Raw genomic sequence first — 18,823 nt, forward strand, 5'->3', positions numbered from 1 at the left:
AGGCTCCATCAATTTCTTTCAGGACGGCTGGTGCATGTGCCCGCAAAGTACTACAGGGGTTCTGGTATTAGAGACCATGGGGATAATCCTGCCCGAGCATCTCGGGTGTCACCAGCGTAATGCCACCTGGTGAGACGTGGAAACGCTTGCGATCTTCCGCCTCATCAACACCGATGCGGAAACCCTCGGGAATGCGGCATCCACGATCAATCACTGCATTACGAATGTGGCAGTGGCGAGCGACATCGACGTCCGGAAACAGAACCGAGTTCTCGATACCGCTGAAGGAATGGACTTTGACCTGTGAGAACAACAGCGAATGCCTGACCGTCGCGCCGGACACAACGCACCCGCCGGCAACCATGGAGTCCACCGCCATGCCCCGACGGTTGTCGTCATCAAAGATGAACTTGGCTGGCGGCAGCTGTTCCTGATAGGTCCAGACGGGCCACTTCAAATCGTAGAGATTCAGCTCCGGGCTGATGCCAATAAGCTCAAGGTTCGCCTTCCACAAAGCATCGATGGTCCCGACGTCCCGCCAGTAGGCCGGCCCTCCCCTGACCGGGTTCCGGAATGGAAAGGCCATTACCCGGCGGCGTCCTATGACGGAGGGAATAATATCGTTACCGAAATCATGGGAAGACTTGCCGTCCAGCTCGTGATCACGTAGCAACTCATCGAACAGCACCTGCGTGCTGAAAACATAGATCCCCATGGACGCCAGGGCATTGTCGGGCTGTCCGGGTATTGGATCGGGCTGGTCCGGTTTCTCGGCAAACTCGGTAATCCGCAGCTCACCATCGACGGACATGACACCGAATGCGGAAGCCTCGCCAACCGGCACTTCAATACACCCTATGGTTATGTCTGCTTCACTTTCGACATGGGCAGCCAGCATGGTGCCGTAGTCCATCTTGTAAACATGATCGCCGGCAAGGATCAGGACATATTCTGGTGCGTGGCTGCGAATAATGTCGAGGTTCTGCAAGATGGCATCCGCAGTGCCTTCATACCAGGATGTTTCGATGCGCTGTTGGGCGGGTAACAGTTCGATAAATTCATCGAGCTCGCCCCGCAGAAACCCCCAGCCCCGCTGAATGTGTCGGATTAACGAGTGGGACTTATACTGGGTGATAACGCCCACCCGGCCAATGCCCGAGTTAATGCAGTTCGATAGAGGAAAATCGATGATCCGGAATTTACCACCAAAGGGTACCGCCGGCTTGGCGCGCCAATTGGTAAGATCATGAAGCCGGGAGCCCCGCCCCCCGGCAAGCACTAACGCCAGAGTCTGGCGAGTGAGACGACTGACGTAACGCTTGGCCGTTTGCATAGCTGCTTCCCTGACGAAACGCGCTCCCTGTGACCGGTCGGTGAATCACAGAGGCTGCCATGTTTTTGACGTCTATAATCATACTAGAACACTACCACGGAATTTTGACATAAACTTGTCGTGGATCATTTTTTGAACAGGCTCCGTGACGTTCAATGGGAGCCCCGTCTGGTCAGGGAAAGCAGGATGTATGGACAGTCCAACGCTCAGCGAATTTGATCTCCATCTTTTTTCTGAAGGCAGGCATTGGCACATCTATAACGTATTGGGCGCCCACGTCTGCAAAAAACAGGGCGTGGAGGGTGTGAGGTTCGCGGTCTGGGCTCCCCACGCACGGGCTGTCAGCGTTGTCGGCGAATTCAATCACTGGAATGCCGGAACCCATAGCATGGGCCTGCATGAAGGCATGGGTGTGTGGTCATGCTTTGTCCCCGAGCTCAGTACCGGAACCCTTTACAAGTTCGCCATAACAACGGACACAGGTCGTCAGCTCCTGAAAACCGACCCCTATGGCCAAGCTTTTGAAATGAGGCCCGCCACCGCCGCCGTGGTGACTGAGCGCGGTCACTTCGGCTGGGGGGATGGTGACTGGATCGCCCGGCGTAGCGGGCGGAACTGGCTGGACAAGCCCATTTCCATCTATGAGGTTCATGCCGGCTCCTGGCGCCGCCATGGTTCCGGACGCTGGCTGACCTATCGCGAACTGGCCGACCAACTTGTTCCTTATGTGGAGGAGATGGGCTTTACCCACATTGAACTGCTACCCATTACCGAGCACCCACTGGATGAGTCCTGGGGCTACCAGGCCACGGGCTACTACGCGCCCACCAGCAGGTTCGGCACACCGGATGACCTGCGCTATCTGGTGGATCAGTGCCACCGGCACAACATCGGCGTTATTCTGGATTGGGTTCCGGCGCACTTCCCGACCGATGAGCATGCCCTCGCCCGGTTTGATGGCAGTGCTCTATACGAGCATGAAGATCCCCGTCAGGGCCGGCACCAAGACTGGGGCACCCTGATCTACAACTACGGCCGGCACGAAGTCCGGAACTTCCTGATTGGCAGCGCCCTGTTCTGGCTGGACGCCTTCCATATCGATGGCCTGCGCGTGGATGCCGTGGCCTCCATGCTCTACCTCAATTACTCTCGCAAGGAAGGCGAATGGTTGCCTAACCTCCAGGGTGGCCATGAGAATCTCGAAGCCATCGACTTTCTGAGAGAGCTGAACCGCGTCTGCCAGAGTCGTTTCCCGGGAACCCTGGTCTGCGCGGAAGAATCTACCTCCTGGCCCCGGGTCACCCACCCCCCGGAAATCGGTGGCCTCGGGTTCAACCTGAAATGGAACATGGGCTGGATGCACGACACCCTGGATTACCTTCAGCAGGACCCTGTGTACCGCCAGTACCACCACGACAAACTGACGTTTGGCCTGACCTACGCATTTTCCGAGAATTTCCTGCTTCCACTGTCCCACGACGAGGTGGTACACGGCAAAGGCAGCCTGATCAACAAGATGTCCGGTGACGAGTGGCAGCAGCGCGCCTCGTTGCGATTGCTGCTCACCTACCTGTATGGCTATCCCGGGGCCAAGCTGCTGTTTATGGGCGGCGAATTCGGCCAGCGTCGGGAATGGAGTGAATTGCGGGAACTGGACTGGCCGTTGCTCACTGATCCTGCGCATCGGGGTCTCAAAAAGCTGGTTCAGGACCTTAACGGTCTTTACCGACGGGAAGTGTCGCTACATGGCGAGTGTTTCCGGCCCGTAGGATTTGAATGGATCGACTGCCACGATTCACCCCAGTCCGTCATCAGTTTGCTGCGCACGGCCAAAGGGGAAACCTCGGTGATGGTATTGAATTTCACGCCAGTTCCGAGGCATCACTACCGTATCGGGCTACCTCAGGCCGGAACCTGGCGGGAAATCTTCAATTCGGATTCCGAATACTACGGCGGTAGTAACGTGGGCAACCCGCTTCCCCTGCCCGCTGACGAACAACCCTGGATGAACCGCAACTGGTCGTTGGAACTGACGCTGCCACCCCTGGGCGCGATTATGTTAAGGCCGGCGCCATGATCCCCGTACTGTTCGTCACCAGTGAACTCTACCCTCTGGTGAAAACCGGTGGTCTTGCCGATGTCTCATCCAGCTTGCCAGAGGCACTGTGCGGGCTCGGATACGATGTCCAGGTGCTCTTGCCGGGTTATCCGGATGCGCTGGCGGCTGCCCGGAAAGCCGGATCCCGGAGAAAAGCCCAGTTCCGGATCGGTCAATACGAAGTCAGCCTGTGGCAGACCCGGGTTCCCGGTACAGCGTTCACTCTGTGGCTGGTGGACTGTCCTCTGCTGTTCGACCGGCCTGGCAACCCCTATCAAAACGAGGAGGGTCAGGACTGGTGGGATAACGCGCACCGGTTTGAGCTGTTTGGCAGGGTCGGTGCCATGATGGCCATGGGTGAGGCCGGGCTCTCCTGGACGCCGGACCTGGTGCACTGTAATGACTGGCAGACCGGCCTCATTCCGGTTTTTATGGCGCCTGTTTCCCGGCGGCCGGGCATCATATTCACTATCCACAACCTTGCTTATCACGGTGTATTTCCCCATCAGACGTTTCAGGATCTGGGTTTGCCGGAGTCGCTCTGGCGCTGGGACCAGCTGGAATTCCATGGTCAACTGTCCTTCATTAAAGGTGGCCTTGTTTTCAGCGATCGCATTACCACCGTCAGCCCCGGTTATGCCCGGGAAATCCAGACGCCGGAATTTGGTCACGGTCTTGATGGCTTGCTGCGTAGCAGGCAGGAGGCCTTGACCGGCATCCTCAATGGAATTGATGTCCGGGTATGGAACCCGCAAGAAGATCCGGAATTGACCTTCCATTACCGGCGCAACCATCTCAAGAATAAAGCCAGGTGTAAGGTCAGTCTGCAGCAAGAGCTCTGTCTTGACGTTAGTGACGGCCCCCTGCTCAGCTTCATTGGGCGTCTGGTGGAGCAAAAAGGTGTGGACTGGCTGATTTCCGTCATGCCCGAGCTACTGGAGCGACACTGCCAGTTTGTATTGCTTGGCTCCGGAGAAGCCCGCTACGAAGCACCTCTAAAGCAACTGGCGCAGCAATGGCCCGGGCAGATGTCGCTGACGCTTGGCTACGACGAAGGGCTTGCCCATCGTATTACCGCCGGCTCCGATATTTTCCTGATGCCGTCCCGATTCGAACCCTGCGGCCTGAACCAGATGTATAGCCTGCGCTACGGCACGGTACCGGTGGTGCACGCGGTTGGCGGATTGTCCGATACCGTCCATGATCCCCAGGATGCGGATACCAGCGTGGCCAATGGTTTCCGCTTTAGCGAGGCCAATGAGCAGTCTCTGTTGGCTGCAATAAACCGGGCACTGGAAAGCTACAGCAACCGACAATCGTGGCGCCGGCTTCAGGATAACGGAATGGCGGCAGATTACTCCTGGCAGCAGCGGGCCCAAAGCTATGACGACCTTTATCAAGCCATTCTCAAAGAACGTGAACAACACCAGCTGGATTAGTGCGGGCGTGCGCCCGCCCGGAGGCAATCAACATGCAAGATGTAACCGAGTTCCGACTTGAGGCCCACCCCAGCATCCCCGAGCCCCTTGAGCGACTCGAGGAGCTGGCTACTGACCTTTTCTACAGCTGGGATTACGGGGTACGCGGCCTGTTTGCACGGCTCGATCCGGGGCTCTGGCAAAAAGTTGAGCACAATCCGAAGCTGTTTCTGCGCCGCGCGGCCCAGCAACGGCTCGACGAAGCCAGCGGGGACAGGGCCTTTCTGGCCGAGTACCGTCATGTTCTAAGCAGCTACGATGCCTATCTTGCGGCGGGATCCGGCCCGGAAGTCTCGGAAAAACTGGATCCGGAAAGTACGTTGGTGGCGTATTTCTGTGCCGAATTCGGCTTTCACGAAAGCTTTCCCATCTACTCAGGCGGGCTTGGCATTCTTGCCGGAGACCACTGCAAGGCGGCCAGCGACCTGGCGTTACCCTTTGTGGCCGTGGGCCTGCTATATCAGCAGGGCTATTTCATCCAAAGCATTGACGCGTCGGGTCATCAGATCGCCCGTTACAAGTCTCATTTCAGTGACGAGCTGCCGATTTCACCGGTGGAGATTGACGGCAATCCACTCAAGGTTTCCGTGCCCTTTCCGGGGCGTGCCGTGGTTGCACGGATCTGGCAAGCCCGGGTCGGGCACATAAGTCTGTACCTGCTGGATAGCCATACGGAGGAGAACACCCCCGAAGACCAGGCATTAACCCTGCAATTATACGGTGGTGACGAATCCACCCGCATTGGTCAGGAGATGTTACTGGGGATCGGGGGTGTACGTGCGCTTGAGGCACTGAATCTCAAACCTACGGTCTGGCACATCAACGAGGGGCATGCTGCTTTTCAGATCCTTGAACGCTGCAGGAGGGCCATGACTGCAGGGCTGGGCTTCGAAGCCGCGCTGGAAGCAGTCGCCGGTGCTACCCTGTTTACCACCCACACACCTGTGTCCGCTGGCCACGACATCTTTCCACGAAACCTGGTTTATCACGCACTTGGGCACTTTCTGGAGGAGTCCGGGCTGGATTTCGACAAGGTGTTTGCCCTGGGCGCTCGCCCCGGTGCGGATACGTTCAACATGACTTACCTGGGACTGCGAGGCTCCCGCTTTCACAACGGTGTCAGCCGAATCCATGGCAGCGTCGCCTCGCAAATGGAGAGCAATGTCTGGCCCCAGGTGCCACCGGATGAAAACCCCATCGGCTACATTACTAACGGGGTGCACGTGCCAACGTTCCTGGTACCCGAGTGGTCCAGCCTGTTCGATATCCAGGCACCAACCTGGAAGAGTGAACTGCGTAACCCTGAATTCTGGAACTTTGTTGATCGCATTCCCGATTATCATTACTGGAGCGTCCACAAGTCACTTAAACAGCAGATGGGCGAGTTCGTTGTTCGCCGGCTCCAGCGTCAACACCTGCGCAACGGAACAGGCAGCTCAGTCACGGTACGGATGACTCAGCCGTTGATCTCGACCGACAAGGACACCCTCGTCATCGGGTTCGCACGCCGTTTTGCTACCTACAAACGCGCCACCCTGATTTTCTCGGACTTTGACCGGCTGGAGCGCATTCTTACCAACCCCGACCGCCCCGTGGTTCTGGTGTTCGCCGGCAAAGCCCACCCCAGGGACATGCCCGGCCAGCAACTGATCAGGGTAATCCACGAACTCTCCATGTCTGCCGCTCTGATGGGCCATCTGATCCTGTTGGAAGATTACGATCAGGCCATGGCCAGGCGCCTGCTCAGCGGAGTGGATGTCTGGCTGAATACGCCCGAATACCCGAAGGAAGCCAGCGGGACCTCTGGCGAAAAAGCGGCACTGAACGGTGCGCTCAACCTGAGTGTGCTGGACGGTTGGTGGGGAGAGGGCTACGACGGCAATAATGGCTGGGCTATTTCCCCCAGGGACACCCGCCTGGATATGGAGTTCCGGAATGAGGAAGAAGCCCGGGACTTGCTCGACCTGTTGGAATTCGAGGTCGTGCCGCTGTACTACGATCGGGCGTCCCAGGGCTATTCCCAGGGCTGGGTAGCGAAGTCCAAAGCCTCCATGAAGACCATCACGCCCCGGTTTAACAGCCAGCGAATGGTCATGGACTACGTGACCAACTACTACCAGCCCGCAAGCATTCAGGGCGCAAGTCTCATGGCTGACGGTGGCAACAGGGCGATTGCCCTGGCCACCTGGAAAGCCCGGGTTCACAGTGCATGGCCAGGTGTCAGTCTGAAAATGGAGGGATGTGTGAAACAACGATGCCGCCACGATGAGACTGTCGAGTTACGGGTAGAAGCCGTATTGAATGGCCTGCAAGCCGCAGATGTGCGTGTGGAGTGCCTGGTAAGGCCTGAGTGCACCGGAACCCATGAAAAACCCGAAGCTGAATGCTTCGTGCTGGCGCCAGAAAGTGAGTCAGAGGGTCGCGCCGTTTTCGTGGCCCGGGTCTCTCCCCCTTATCCGGGCTTGCAGACGCTCAGGCTGCGGATGTATCCCTACCACCAGTCACTGACGCATCCCCTGGAAATGGGCGCTATGCTCTGGGTTTGAGTGACTCATCGGCTCCTGTTGATCACCATGCTTCAGAGTGTTTGTTTGGTTACATCATCAGGTCAGGTAATGCCCGATTTTTACTCATAACCTGCAGCCCAGCTGCCGCGGCCAAACTCTGTGGCACGGGTAACTTCTGTTTCGGGAACCGCCAGCAAGTCCCCCAGTTCCCTCGGATCGTAATGAAAGACACACAAACGCGAAGCAAACTCCGCAAACGAAAGTGATGCTTCGCCATGGCGCTCACCATTACTCTGGGTCGAGCAGTTAATACCCTGGCCCCAGTCCTGGCCGCTGTCATTGTTGGGGTTGAAGAAGTAAAGGCGCATTTCGCCATCGCGATCAAGGTTGACCCGGATGATTGTGATGGCATGACGTCCAACCAGACGCCCTCCACTATCGGTCACGGCGATACCCGCTGGTTGCGGATGGATGACGGGGATGTTGCCGTTGTAATAAGGGTGATAGCAGGCGTAAAAATGGCGGATAAAATCCTCATAGTCATGGATCTTGCCTGTTTCCCGGCTAATGACACTGAGAAAGCCATGCCCTACCCACCAGCCATACATTTCCGGGTTGATCCAGCGGTGCAGGTCGTCATCGCGTACCCCGCACAAGCGCCCCATCTCGCCATAAATGCGGTCAAGGTGAGGTATCAGAATCAATGAAACCGGATCGACATCGGTTGGGGGCTCCTTTGCAAGGCCGGCTTCCAGGTGCTGAGAGTTGATATGTTGGCCCTCAAAACGCATGACGACGTCGTCGTCACGGGCTGCCCAGGCCACCAGTTGCAACAGAAAATCGGCATCGTTGAAGGACCACATGGAAAGGCCGATGACTGACTGACACGTCGGATTATTTCCCTGGCCCACGCCCAACGGCTGTCCCAGGAGGCTCAGCACGCCTGCCAGCAAATACACTCGCGGTGGATGCGCATCACCGAAAACCGCGTTCAGTCTGTCGGACGCCGCCTGACACAATTTCAGTTCGAGTTGCCGCCATAGACCCGCAGCTACTGGTGGGGTGAAGAGAGCGCCACGTTCAAGAAACATGGCCAGGCCATAGACAGCCTGACTGGTTTCCGGATAAACGACCTGGTCGATCAGTTCAAACACGATCTGACGGTAGCATTGCAGCACATCGTTGCCGGTAATGCTCAGGCCCAATGCCAGGGGTATCAGGTCATCCCGGTGCCCCCGCAGGTGCCGTAACAGCATGGGATGATAAGGGGAAACCATGCCCGTCTCATGCATCCCACTGGCAAAGCCTTTCGCCTCTTCAGTCAACGCGAGCTCATCCATGGCGGGCAGTCGTTCGCCGTAGACGGCAAAGCCCGGGTCATCGCGGCAGCCAATGGTTGGGCCGAACAAAGCGCTGACAAGACGCGCTGCTTTGTGCATACCCGAGGTATCTATTTCCGGATCAAACAGGCACTTGGCTATCTGGCTGACCATCTGCTTGATGCTGTCTGTCTGTATCGGGCGCTGCGCCAGCAAACGGCGTACTTCATCCACCAGGCTGTCGAGAATACTTTCGTAACCCAGCCTGTTGAGCAGAAACTGGTAAAGCGAATTGACGATCTCACCCAGACCTCGTGGTCGTTCCCGATCCGCCTCGCTCATCTGGCCCGATAGCAGATCCAGATTCAGCGCTGTCACCTGGGTTAAAAAGTTTCTGGCCTGTTCCGAGGAAATTCCGGGATGGCGATAATCGCCCATGGCCACGGCAAGCAGGCGAAGTTCACTCAGCGCTTCGATCGCCGTGAAGTCCGGCGCTCCCTGGCGTAGCGTTCGTACGGCGAGTGCGGGCCGCAAGATCGCAGGTTGGCCCCAGTCACCGTTGGTAAATACGCCCTTGGCTTCCATCGCCGGTACTCGGGCATACAGCGCATCCAGCCCGTCGGGTGCTTCCATCACCTGAAGTGCCGCTTCCAGTACCTCCGTATTACGCGCTGCGGGGTCGTTCAGGCGCGCAAGCGCAAGCTGTTCCAGAGCCTCGTCAAACTTTGCAACGGAACTGCCGGTATCTGAATCAGATATAGGAATATCCACAATATTGTCCTTGCTTGCTTGATACGCCATTTGGAATTGCTCAAAGATGCTCTTTAGGCGTTTGGGAAGCAAATGATTCCGGGGCTTTCGTTTCCATTTGTAACTATACCGGCTATATTGTTACTGAAGATTGGGATGCACTGACCCGCAGTATTCGCTCGGTGAAAACCTCAAAAACCAAAGTGTTTCGCCGCTCTATTGGTCACTTAATCCCCCTGTAAATGACACTGTCTGAATACTCAGTTTGCCTGGTGCGCTCCAATGTCGGCGTAGTTTGTCCGGGTTAACCAATAAGGATAACATTGCATGTCTATAGCGTCAGAAACTCAGTTACCAAATGAAGTGTCAGCGTGGCTTGATCCAACCATGGACTCGGTTCGTGGAACCGAGACGCCCAAGGATCCGAATAAAGGCTACATCGCCCTGCTTGGCTGGAGCGTCAATGCGATCAAGGCTGCGCAGAAGTTTGACCGCCGCTACATAGTTGTTGCTCCGGATTGGGCCGCGGATTTCTGCACCGCAAACAAGATACCTTTCATCCCCTGGGACTTTATCCGTCTGAACGATCGCTCCCTGGAGATTGCCGAAAAGCTGAAGGCGGAAGGCGTCGATGTCGCCATACCGCTATTCGAGGAAACCGTCGAGTGGTCCGGTGCCATCAATTCCGTCCTCCTCGACAGCCCTCGTATGTACGGGCAGTCTATCCTGTTCCGTGACAAGGCACTGATGAAACGCCGGGCACAGCTTGGTGGTATTCGCGTCGGGATCTTCGAGGAAGCGCACGAGAAAGACGACATCGTCCGCTTCATGAAACGCGTTAACCAGACACTGCTCAAGCTTGATGGTGACCCGGACGACCCGATTCACGTCAAGGCATTCGACAAGGCCGGTTGCCTCGGCCACCGGATGATCCGCAAGATTGAAGAGATCGATCATATACCGGCCGAAGAATATCCCCTGCTGATGGAAAGTCACCTGGATGGCTGGGAATTTGCCGTTGAGGCCTGGATTCACGATGGCAAAATCAAGTTTCTCAACATTTCTGAATATGTAACGCTGGGCTACTCGGTATTCGTGCCCGCTACCGAGCAACTCGAGAGCTGGCGGAACGCGATCACCAAGCAGATCGAGTTGCTGATCAAAACGTTCGAGATCAAATTCGGTTTGATTCATCCCGAGTACTTCGTCACTGCTGACGGTGAAATGTACTTTGGCGAAGTCGCTTACCGCCCGCCCGGGTTCAAGGCTTTCGAGCTTATCGAGATGGCCTACGGCTTCAATGCCTACCAGGCTTCAATGTTGGTGTTCGATCCCAAAAGCACCAAAGAGGAAGTGGATAGTTTCTTCCCCCGGGAAGTGGTCGACGCGAAGGGTTATGCGGGCTGTTTCGGGGTGTATCCACGCCGCCGGGTGGTCAGCAAGCTGGAAATGCCCAAAGAAACGATTGAGCATCCCTATTTCGTGTCACACGAATTGGTTGCACCGACAGAAGAAACCGTTCCTGACCGGTCCGCTTTCGGTACCCATTGGGGCCTGATTTTCTTCTTTGGTGACGACCCCATCAAGATGCGGGATCTGCTGAAAGCTCAGGAAGATCTGGACTTCTACGTCTAGAGGCCCGCCAAGGCAATACAGTGGTAGTTCGGGCTCGTGTTATGGGTAACCATCCCGGTTATCCCGTCTTGAGCTTATTGCCACGCGTAAGGGAAGTGTCCACTTATTCATAGGTGGACACTTTTTTTTTACTTCAAATCCCATTAATGAGGTGAGCTAAGCCTGCTATTCAGCAGGCGCTGAAAAATGCCTGCGGACCGGAATCCGTTTTTTTCTAGAACGACCATGCTTCTTAGTCTAAAGTTGAAACAGAGGTGGCAGTATTGGTTAAGACCATTGGCGGTAATCTCGAACGATAAAATCAGGATCGAACGAAAGGAAGCCAATATGAAACGGACAATCGTATCAACCACGCTTGCAACCTGCCTCTGCCTTGGCTCATTAACGGCACTGGCAGAGTCCCACGGTGCTATGCAACTGGCTGAAGAAAAACAGTGTACGGGTTGTCACATCACCAGTGCAGAGGTACCCCGGGCGCCTTCTTTCAAGAGTATCGCCCAGAAATACACAAAGGATGATGCAGACCAACTGGTTCAGGTCGTTCTGAAAGGTGGTGAAGCTCACTGGGGTTCCGCAAAAATGCCTCCAATGGATCAGCGAGCTGAAGTCAGCGAGGAAGAGGCAAAACAACTGGTGAACTGGATCCTGGACATGCATGAAGAGAAAATGTGAATGCCCGGGAAATGATTAGTTGAAACAGGTCGGTGGCAATTGTATTGCCCCGGCCTGCATTTCCGTTCTGCAGATTTGACTGACAATCAGAAATACTCAAACTCCAGATCCTGATAGACGCGTCCTGCATTCTTGCCAGCAAGTTCTTCGAAGGTATCCGTATCCTCAAACACGGCCAGCAAACGCTGGTGGAACCCGAGGTCTCCGGTAATCAGCAGTTTTTCATCGGGCAACCAGAGGGCCAGGTCGTACCGGTCCTGAAAGCCTATGTCGGGCACCGCAACGTAGGTGCCTTCCGCCTTTTCCTCATTTCGGCGCTGCATGGAGGCCATGCCTGGACAAACCTGTTGCCCAGGCTGAACAGGTCTTTCAGAAACTTGGGGTCAGAGCTTAAAAGTTAACCGTCAGACCCAGGCCAATGCCGTCAATTGTAATGTCGTCTTTGTCGTAGTAACGCATGTATTCCAGATTACCGGACAGGGATTCGGTCATCGCGACGTTCACTCCGATACCGTAGGAAAGATCGGAGTCATCGTCTTTTTCGGAGCCAACACCAGACTCCAGTTCAAGTTCATAGCGGGAGAAGCCAAGAATCGCATAGGGCGTTACCGGTGATTCGTTCGCCAGGCTCACGGTGGCATAGCCACCAAAAAAGCTGTTCACGGACACTTCAGCCAGACCGTTAGCCACGTCGTCGTCCTTGACGCCAAACCCGGCACGGGCTTCAAGGCCGAAAAACGGCGTCACATTGGCGCCAACTTTACCGGACAAGGTGCCGAGATCAGCATCAAAGCTATTGTCGTCTGCATTAACAAAGGTGTAGTTCGCGCCAGCATAGAGCCCTGCATCGCTAGTTTTATAGATGTCTGCAACAGCTGGTGCCGCAGCGAAGCCCAGCAACGATATCGCCGCAATCGAAGATGTGAATTTACCCATAATAATTCTCGCTAGTGTTTGTGTACTATCAGTCATCGAGCCGTGCTCAAGGCTTGAGGGGCTACCCTGCCAGCCTGGAACCTGGCCATAAGTTGCCTGAATGGTTACTAAAAATCTACCAACAAACAACTATTTACCAATAACTTACAAACCTTTATCTTTGGTCGGTTACGGTCGCAGCCGTTTACTTCAGATCAAGGCAGGCCTTGATAAACTGGCCAATATCCCGGATTTCTTCCAGGCAGACGCTGTGATCCATGGGATAGGTTTTATACTCGACCCGATAACCCATTTCGGTCATACGATCGACGCTCATACGGCCCAAAGATTCAGGGACCATCGGGTCGCGGGTACCATGGTAAATACGAATCGGAATGTTCCGGTTCGCTTCAGACGGCTCGACCGTGTCCGCCGTTGCAAAGTATGTAGACAGCCCCAGTATCCCGGCCAATTTTTTGGGATACCTCAGACCTAGTTCATAAGCAACTGCCCCACCCTGTGAAAAACCTGCAATGATGATGCGCTCGGTTTTTACGCCTCGCTCCACTTCACGCTCGACCAGACGTGCGATTGCATCGGCGGATGCTTTCAGCTGCTCCACATCTACGGTGCGGTTCATGTCCATTGCTTTGATGTCGTACCAGGCCGGCATCCGCATACCACCATTAATGGTCACCGCCAGACTGGGAGCGTGAGGGAAAATGAACCGGATAGCTGCATCTTTCGGTAATCCCAGCTCCGGCACCACAGGCTCAAAATCGTGACCGCTGGCACCCAGGCCATGAAGCCAGATGACAGACGCGTCCGGGGATGGATTTGTTTCTATTTCTACGCTTTTCAGATAACTCACGGGCGCCCTCTTCATTCGGTATATCAATCTGGATGAACTGGCATTCTAACCGATGAGTCGGAAGATGAAACCGAAGGTATTGCAAAACAGTGGTTTTGCAACGCTGTTCAAGCCTTTAAACTAGTCAGATAGCACTTATAGATTGATGGTTATAGCAATACGGTGGAGTACGTCGCAATCAAACATCAACGGGGAACCCCATGAAACTCAAATCGCCATCAGCAGCTAACGACATCAATGGCCAGCACAAGACCGAATGGCCACTTGGGGATGTTATTGCCGGCCTGCGGGAAGCCCGTCACGACTGGCGCGAGCAACACGGTCGGGATCTGGACCTGGGTAGCCGCGAGATGCCCTCTCAACAAGCAATCCATGAAATCATCGAAACTCTTTGCGGCATCCTGTTTCCGATGCGGCTGGGGCCTTCGGAACTGACGAAGGAGGGCGAAGACTTTTACGTGGGGTACCGGCTGAACAACACTCTGAATGCGTTGCTGGAGCAGGTACAACTGGAACTGAGTTACAGGCGCCGCATCGTTGATCAAAGCGAGTTACGGCAAAACACCCGCACGGTGATTCAGGAATTTGCCCGCAAGTTACCGGCTATCCGCCGTACCCTGGATATGGATGTGGTAGCTGCATACCGGGGAGACCCGGCAGCCACCTGCGTGGACGAGGTGCTGATTTGCTATCCCGGCGTCAGGGCAATCATCCACCACCGGATTGCCCATGAGTTCTATAAGGCAGGCTTGTCACTGATTGCGCGGATTATTGCCGAAAAAGCCCACTCCACAACCGGTATCGACATTCATCCGGGGGCGACCATTGGCAACCAGTTCTTCGTAGACCACGGCACTGGCGTGGTGATTGGTGAGACCGCAATAATTGGTGAGCGGGTCCGGTTGTATCAGGCAGTGACTTTGGGTGCAGTCCGCTTCCCTGAAGATGAGAGCGGATCACTGAAGAAAGGGGAACCCCGTCACCCAATTGTTGAAGACGATGTGGTGGTGTACGCGGGAGCGACGATTCTTGGCCGGATTACTATCGGCAAAGGCTCGGTCATTGGGGGTAACGTCTGGTTGACCCGCAGCGTGCCGGCAGAAAGCCAGATTTCCCAGGCCAGCCTGCAGCAGGCGGGCGATTGCCTGCAGACCGGAACACCGTCGGCCACATCTTCACCAGACACCGCATAAGCTGCACGTCCAGCTGTGCAAAATGGACAGATCGTTACGGGCTGTTTGAATCTTCACAGTTGTTTGTGTGTGTCTCAACAGCCTGATTTTCAGCCTTTTCCCCTGCCGGACCAAATTTTAAGAGGCTTGGGAAAAAGCTCAGAAAATGCTCTTCAAGCACCCCATCATGAACTTGTATTTCCTCAATAATGCCCGCGAAATCGTTCCTGAACCGGATCCTGCCTGCGATCCTGTCGAGTGCATACCCGATGTTTTCGAGTTCGCAATAGGCATTGAACCAGTCGTTGTCGATCATCTGGGCGGTTGTGGTCGCCATGCCCGGTGGCATCAAATGACGGCCCGCCTCGAGGTCCCGGTAAACCGAGTCGATAAAAGCCTGCTGCGGCGTGTTGGCAAAGGTTTGCCAATGGCGCAACAAGTAGTGATCAAACAACACATCCAGAGCAACCCCTGCGAATCGGCGGCGTTGGGGCGAGAACAGGCGTTTGCAGGCAATGACATCCGGGTGACTATCGGTGTAGGCATCGACTTTGCGATGGTTGATCAGCCCTGCCCTGACCGGAGCCACCAGGCTGTCCACATCCAGCCCCCGGGCGAAATCCCCCAGAAGATTACCTACCCTGGACTCCACCGTAGGGCGGGCCAGAAACAGATGAGCGAAGTGGTTCACCGTTATGCCTCAATTGCGGGCGCAGCCTGATCGCCAGGAGCATTCTGCCACCCGGCTTTAACCGTTATTCAGTTGGTGGCTGTTGCGCTTTTAGTGAGCTTAATACCGGATTGGCATACATGGCCAGCAAAAAGGGCCGGAACGCCGGCTCGCAGGCATCAAGCCTGCGGTCCATTTCAGCTGCCGCGGCCTCCATCTCGGCGGGCGTCCAGGCTTCGGCGGTTACCACGGTGTCGCGGACCGTCTCGGGCACATCATGGGCGCCGGGATGTGTGCTGCTGAGATTGTAGGCCGCCAGGTTAGACGCGTGCAGGTGATAGTTTGCATGCATTTCGCGATCAATCACCTTGGCAAGTTCTTTCGGAGAATCCGGCGAATCAGAGATAGGCGTGCCAAAATGCACATGGACATGGCCTTTAAAACCAGTCAGGCCTTTGACGATCTGATCGGTATCTTCATTCGAGGCCTTGGCATAGTTCCCGGTCCGGGCCCTGGTTTCAAGCTCCCTCGCCTTATCCCGGTCACAGGGGTCATATTCGTAGGCAATAGATACCGGCACAATGTTCATCCGGTTCATGGCTTCTGCGAAGGTTTCACCGGTTTTCTTGCGGCACATATAAAACATTTTGGTGATGGCGGGGTCGGTCTCGTCAATGCCGTCCTTTGCCCGGCCTTCGCGCTGGGCAATCCAGATGCTCTCACTGTTCTCAATGCTGTGATTGATAAAGGATGACAGCGTCAGGTAAGCGTCACGCATTTCTCTCGGGCTGGGAATGTTGCGTTTCACCACAAAACTCTTATTCAATCGCATCATCTCGGCAAACACCCGGTTATGCAGCAGGTTGTCGCCAATGGCAATGCGGGTAGTAGGAAAACCGTTGGCGAACAACAGGTAATTCACCACCAAGGGGTCGAATACGATGTCCCGGTGGTTGGATATGAACAGATAGGCTTTGGAAGGATCAAGGTTGTCCAGGCCCGAGTAGGTTACTCGATTGGTCGTCTTCGCAATCAGTTGGTCTACGTAATCATAGAGCCGGGCCTGAAGTTCACCAATGCTGCTGGCATCCCCGAACTGCCGTTTCAGCCAACGTTGCACGGCGATCCGGACCAATCCTGGTAACCATCTGTTCAGCATCGGTGACTTGAAACGGCCAATCAGACTCAGGAATTCCTGGTCATTCACCAAGCGGGCAATGGCAGCCTCGGTTTCGTCGTCACCATAGGGACGGATGGCGTCAAATTCCTGCATGAATTTCCTGTTGTTTTGTTTATTTTCAGTCCAGATCGGGTCAAAAACGCGGCCATTGTAAACCTTTAGGGTTCTTTTTGCCCAACTGCTTATTACTGGAAGCGTGAGCCACACGACAGTCAGGAAACATTCAGAGCCCTACCAGATTCTGCTACCATAGCCGGCGCCCTCTACTCTGTGCTTTTTTGGACCCCCTACCCCATGGATTCAGCTCGTCTCACCACCCATAAGCCCGTGACAGCAGACGTCGCGCCGGAAACAGTTCTGCATCAGGTCTTTGGTTACGACCAGTTTCGCCCGCTTCAGGGCGAGGTTATCCACGAGTTGGTGGCCGGACGCGACGCGATGGTGCTGATGCCGACAGGCGGTGGTAAATCCTTGTGTTATCAGGTGCCGGCCTTGGTGCGGCCGGGAACCGGAATCGTCATATCGCCGTTGATCGCCCTGATGCAAGATCAGGTCATGGCCTTACGGCAGCTTGGGGTTCGTGCTGCATTTCTGAATTCCACCATGGATTTCCAGCAGGCAAGGGACACCGAGAACGCCCTGCTGACCGGCGAGCTCGATCTGCTCTACTGCGCTCCCGAGCGGTTGCTACAGCCACGCACACTGGAGCTGATGCACCAGGCCTCGATTTCACTGTTTGCCATTGATGAAGCCCACTGTGTCTCCCAATGGGGGCACGATTTCCGGGCCGATTACCTGGGGCTCGATATCCTGGCGCGGGAGTTCAGCGAGATTCCCCGTATCGCATTGACTGCGACGGCTGACGAGCGCACTCGCAAGGAAATCGCCGAGCGTTTGTCGCTCACTGACGCACGCCACTTCATCAGCGGATTCGATCGCCCGAATATTCAATATCGCATTGCACCAAAAATAAATGCAAACAAGCAGTTAATCGATTTTATCAAAGAAGAATATGCCACCGATGCCGGTATTGTTTATTGCCTTTCCCGCAATAAAGTGGAAGCCACCGCCCGGTTGTTGTGCAGCAAAGGGTACACCGCACTGCCCTATCACGCTGGCTTGCCCTCGGAGATGCGCGCAGAGCACCAGGAGCGGTTTTTACGGGAAGACGGCGTCATCGTGGTGGCTACCATTGCGTTCGGCATGGGTATCGACAAGCCCGACGTGCGGTTTGTGGCTCATATGGACCTGCCCAAGAGTCTGGAAGCGTACTACCAGGAAACCGGTCGGGCGGGCCGGGATGGCAATCCTTCTACTGCCTGGATGGTCTACGGCCTGCAGGATGTCATCAAGCTTCGACAAATGCTGGAGGGCTCCGCCGGTAATGACCATTTCAAACGGGTAGAACGCCAGAAGCTGGATGCCATGTTGGGGCTGTGTGAAATAACCACCTGTCGCCGGCAGGCCCTGCTTCGTTACTTTGGCGACAAGCAGGAAACCCCTTGCGGCAACTGCGATACCTGCCTGGTGCCGCCAGAAACCTGGGATGGCACGGTTGCGGTGCAAAAAGCCCTGTCCTGTGTATTCCGTACCGGCCAACGATTTGGCGTAAGTTATCTGATCGATGTATTAAGGGGGGTGGAAAACGACCGGATTCTCCAGGCCGGCCACCACGCTGTTTCCACCTTCGGAATAGGCTCGGAACTCAGTTCGGCGGAGTGGAAGTCTGTCTTCCGTCAGCTGGTTGCCAATGGCCACCTGCGTGCAGACCCGGAAGGCTACGGTGCCCTGCAATTGACGGAATCCTGCCGGCCGCTGTTAAAAGGCGAGCAGACCGTGAATCTACGGAAGGACCCGGTCATCAAGAGTCGAAAAACTGCCGGGGCCGGCAGTAAGGTTAAGGACCAGATCACCGATCATGTTGGCTGGGAAGCCCTCAGGGCCTGCCGGAAAACACTGGCTGAAGAGCAAGGCGTGCCGCCATACGTGATTTTTCACGATACCACGCTGTTCGAAATTCTGGAGCGCCGTCCGCAATGCCTCGAGGAGCTCGCTGGCGTGAGCGGTGTGGGCGCAGCCAAGCTTGAGCGCTACGGTGAAGCCTTTCTCAAAGCGCTGGCCGCTTTGGGAGCAGATGCTACTCAGGCAAGCTGAGAGTCCTGACCGGTACGGCGAACTCTTTACCCGGTTCTGTTAAACTGTCGACTATCAGCTGTTATTAAA

14 protein-coding genes are annotated in these 18,823 nt (G+C 55.5%); 7 read left to right on the top strand and 7 right to left on the bottom strand.

Going from position 1 to position 18,823, the window contains the following annotated elements:
- Positions 1 to 67: 67 nt before the first annotated feature.
- Entirely contained in the window at positions 68 to 1,333 is a 1,266-nt protein-coding gene (glgC, locus tag F6Y09_RS08930) for a glucose-1-phosphate adenylyltransferase (protein ID WP_152206595.1), read from the bottom strand.
- Between the two features lie 190 nt (positions 1,334 to 1,523).
- Here glgC and glgB point away from each other — a divergent pair, with 190 nt between their 5' ends.
- The 3 genes from glgB to glgP are packed head-to-tail and all read left to right on the top strand — an operon-like array spanning position 1,524 to position 7,455.
- Positions 1,524 to 3,410 (top strand): 1,4-alpha-glucan branching protein GlgB, encoded by a 1,887-nt coding sequence (gene glgB, locus F6Y09_RS08935; RefSeq protein WP_152206596.1) that lies wholly within the window; start codon positions 1,524 to 1,526, stop codon positions 3,408 to 3,410.
- Positions 3,407 to 4,870, top strand: coding sequence for a glycogen synthase GlgA (gene glgA / locus F6Y09_RS08940; protein WP_152206597.1), 1,464 nt, complete (start codon positions 3,407 to 3,409; stop codon positions 4,868 to 4,870). The genes glgB and glgA overlap by 4 nt, the downstream gene beginning before the upstream one ends.
- 32 nt (positions 4,871 to 4,902) lie before the next feature.
- Positions 4,903 to 7,455 (top strand): alpha-glucan family phosphorylase, encoded by a 2,553-nt coding sequence (gene glgP / locus F6Y09_RS08945; protein ID WP_179959384.1) that lies wholly within the window; start codon positions 4,903 to 4,905, stop codon positions 7,453 to 7,455.
- Positions 7,456 to 7,535: 80 nt separating this feature from the next.
- On the opposite strand, the gene F6Y09_RS08950 is transcribed toward glgP, so the two are convergent.
- Positions 7,536 to 9,536: a hypothetical protein gene (locus F6Y09_RS08950; RefSeq protein WP_152206599.1), complete on the bottom strand. Its 2,001-nt coding sequence runs from the start codon at positions 9,534 to 9,536 to the stop codon at positions 7,536 to 7,538.
- Positions 9,537 to 9,812: 276 nt separating this feature from the next.
- On the opposite strand from F6Y09_RS08950, the gene F6Y09_RS08955 reads away from it, so the two are divergent.
- Together F6Y09_RS08955 and F6Y09_RS08960 are read left to right on the top strand one after the other, a co-directional pair.
- Entirely contained in the window at positions 9,813 to 11,120 is a 1,308-nt protein-coding gene (locus F6Y09_RS08955) for a carboxylate--amine ligase (protein ID WP_152206600.1), read from the top strand.
- A 327-nt stretch (positions 11,121 to 11,447) separates the two neighbouring features.
- The gene (locus tag F6Y09_RS08960) at positions 11,448 to 11,792 is read left to right on the top strand and encodes a c-type cytochrome (RefSeq protein ID WP_152206601.1); all 345 of its coding nucleotides are present in this window, start codon (positions 11,448 to 11,450) and stop codon (positions 11,790 to 11,792) included.
- An 86-nt stretch (positions 11,793 to 11,878) separates the two neighbouring features.
- On the opposite strand, the gene F6Y09_RS08965 is transcribed toward F6Y09_RS08960, so the two are convergent.
- From F6Y09_RS08965 to F6Y09_RS08975, 3 genes are all read right to left on the bottom strand, one after another.
- Entirely contained in the window at positions 11,879 to 12,115 is a 237-nt protein-coding gene (locus F6Y09_RS08965; protein ID WP_152206602.1) for an MBL fold metallo-hydrolase, read from the bottom strand.
- 67 nt (positions 12,116 to 12,182) lie between these two features.
- A complete protein-coding gene (locus F6Y09_RS08970) occupies positions 12,183 to 12,728 on the bottom strand; it encodes a porin family protein (RefSeq protein ID WP_152206603.1) in 546 nt (181 codons plus the stop codon).
- A 184-nt stretch (positions 12,729 to 12,912) separates the two neighbouring features.
- Positions 12,913 to 13,578: an alpha/beta hydrolase gene (locus F6Y09_RS08975; protein WP_152206604.1), complete on the bottom strand. Its 666-nt coding sequence runs from the start codon at positions 13,576 to 13,578 to the stop codon at positions 12,913 to 12,915.
- A 200-nt stretch (positions 13,579 to 13,778) separates the two neighbouring features.
- On the opposite strand from F6Y09_RS08975, the gene epsC reads away from it, so the two are divergent.
- On the top strand, positions 13,779 to 14,771 hold the full coding sequence (gene epsC, locus F6Y09_RS08980; RefSeq protein WP_152206605.1) for a serine O-acetyltransferase EpsC: 993 nt from the start codon (positions 13,779 to 13,781) through the stop codon (positions 14,769 to 14,771).
- Between the two features lie 34 nt (positions 14,772 to 14,805).
- On the opposite strand, the gene F6Y09_RS08985 is transcribed toward epsC, so the two are convergent.
- A complete protein-coding gene (locus F6Y09_RS08985) occupies positions 14,806 to 15,441 on the bottom strand; it encodes an acyl carrier protein phosphodiesterase (RefSeq protein ID WP_152206606.1) in 636 nt (211 codons plus the stop codon).
- A 64-nt stretch (positions 15,442 to 15,505) separates the two neighbouring features.
- Positions 15,506 to 16,693, bottom strand: coding sequence for a lysophospholipid acyltransferase family protein (locus F6Y09_RS08990; RefSeq protein ID WP_152206607.1), 1,188 nt, complete (start codon positions 16,691 to 16,693; stop codon positions 15,506 to 15,508).
- A gap of 201 nt (positions 16,694 to 16,894) precedes the next feature.
- On the opposite strand from F6Y09_RS08990, the gene recQ reads away from it, so the two are divergent.
- The gene (gene recQ / locus F6Y09_RS08995) at positions 16,895 to 18,754 is read left to right on the top strand and encodes a DNA helicase RecQ (RefSeq protein WP_152206608.1); all 1,860 of its coding nucleotides are present in this window, start codon (positions 16,895 to 16,897) and stop codon (positions 18,752 to 18,754) included.
- Positions 18,755 to 18,823: the final 69 nt, after the last annotated feature.

This window comes from Marinobacter changyiensis, assembly GCF_009193265.1.
GTDB classification, from domain to species: domain Bacteria; phylum Pseudomonadota; class Gammaproteobacteria; order Pseudomonadales; family Oleiphilaceae; genus Marinobacter; species Marinobacter changyiensis.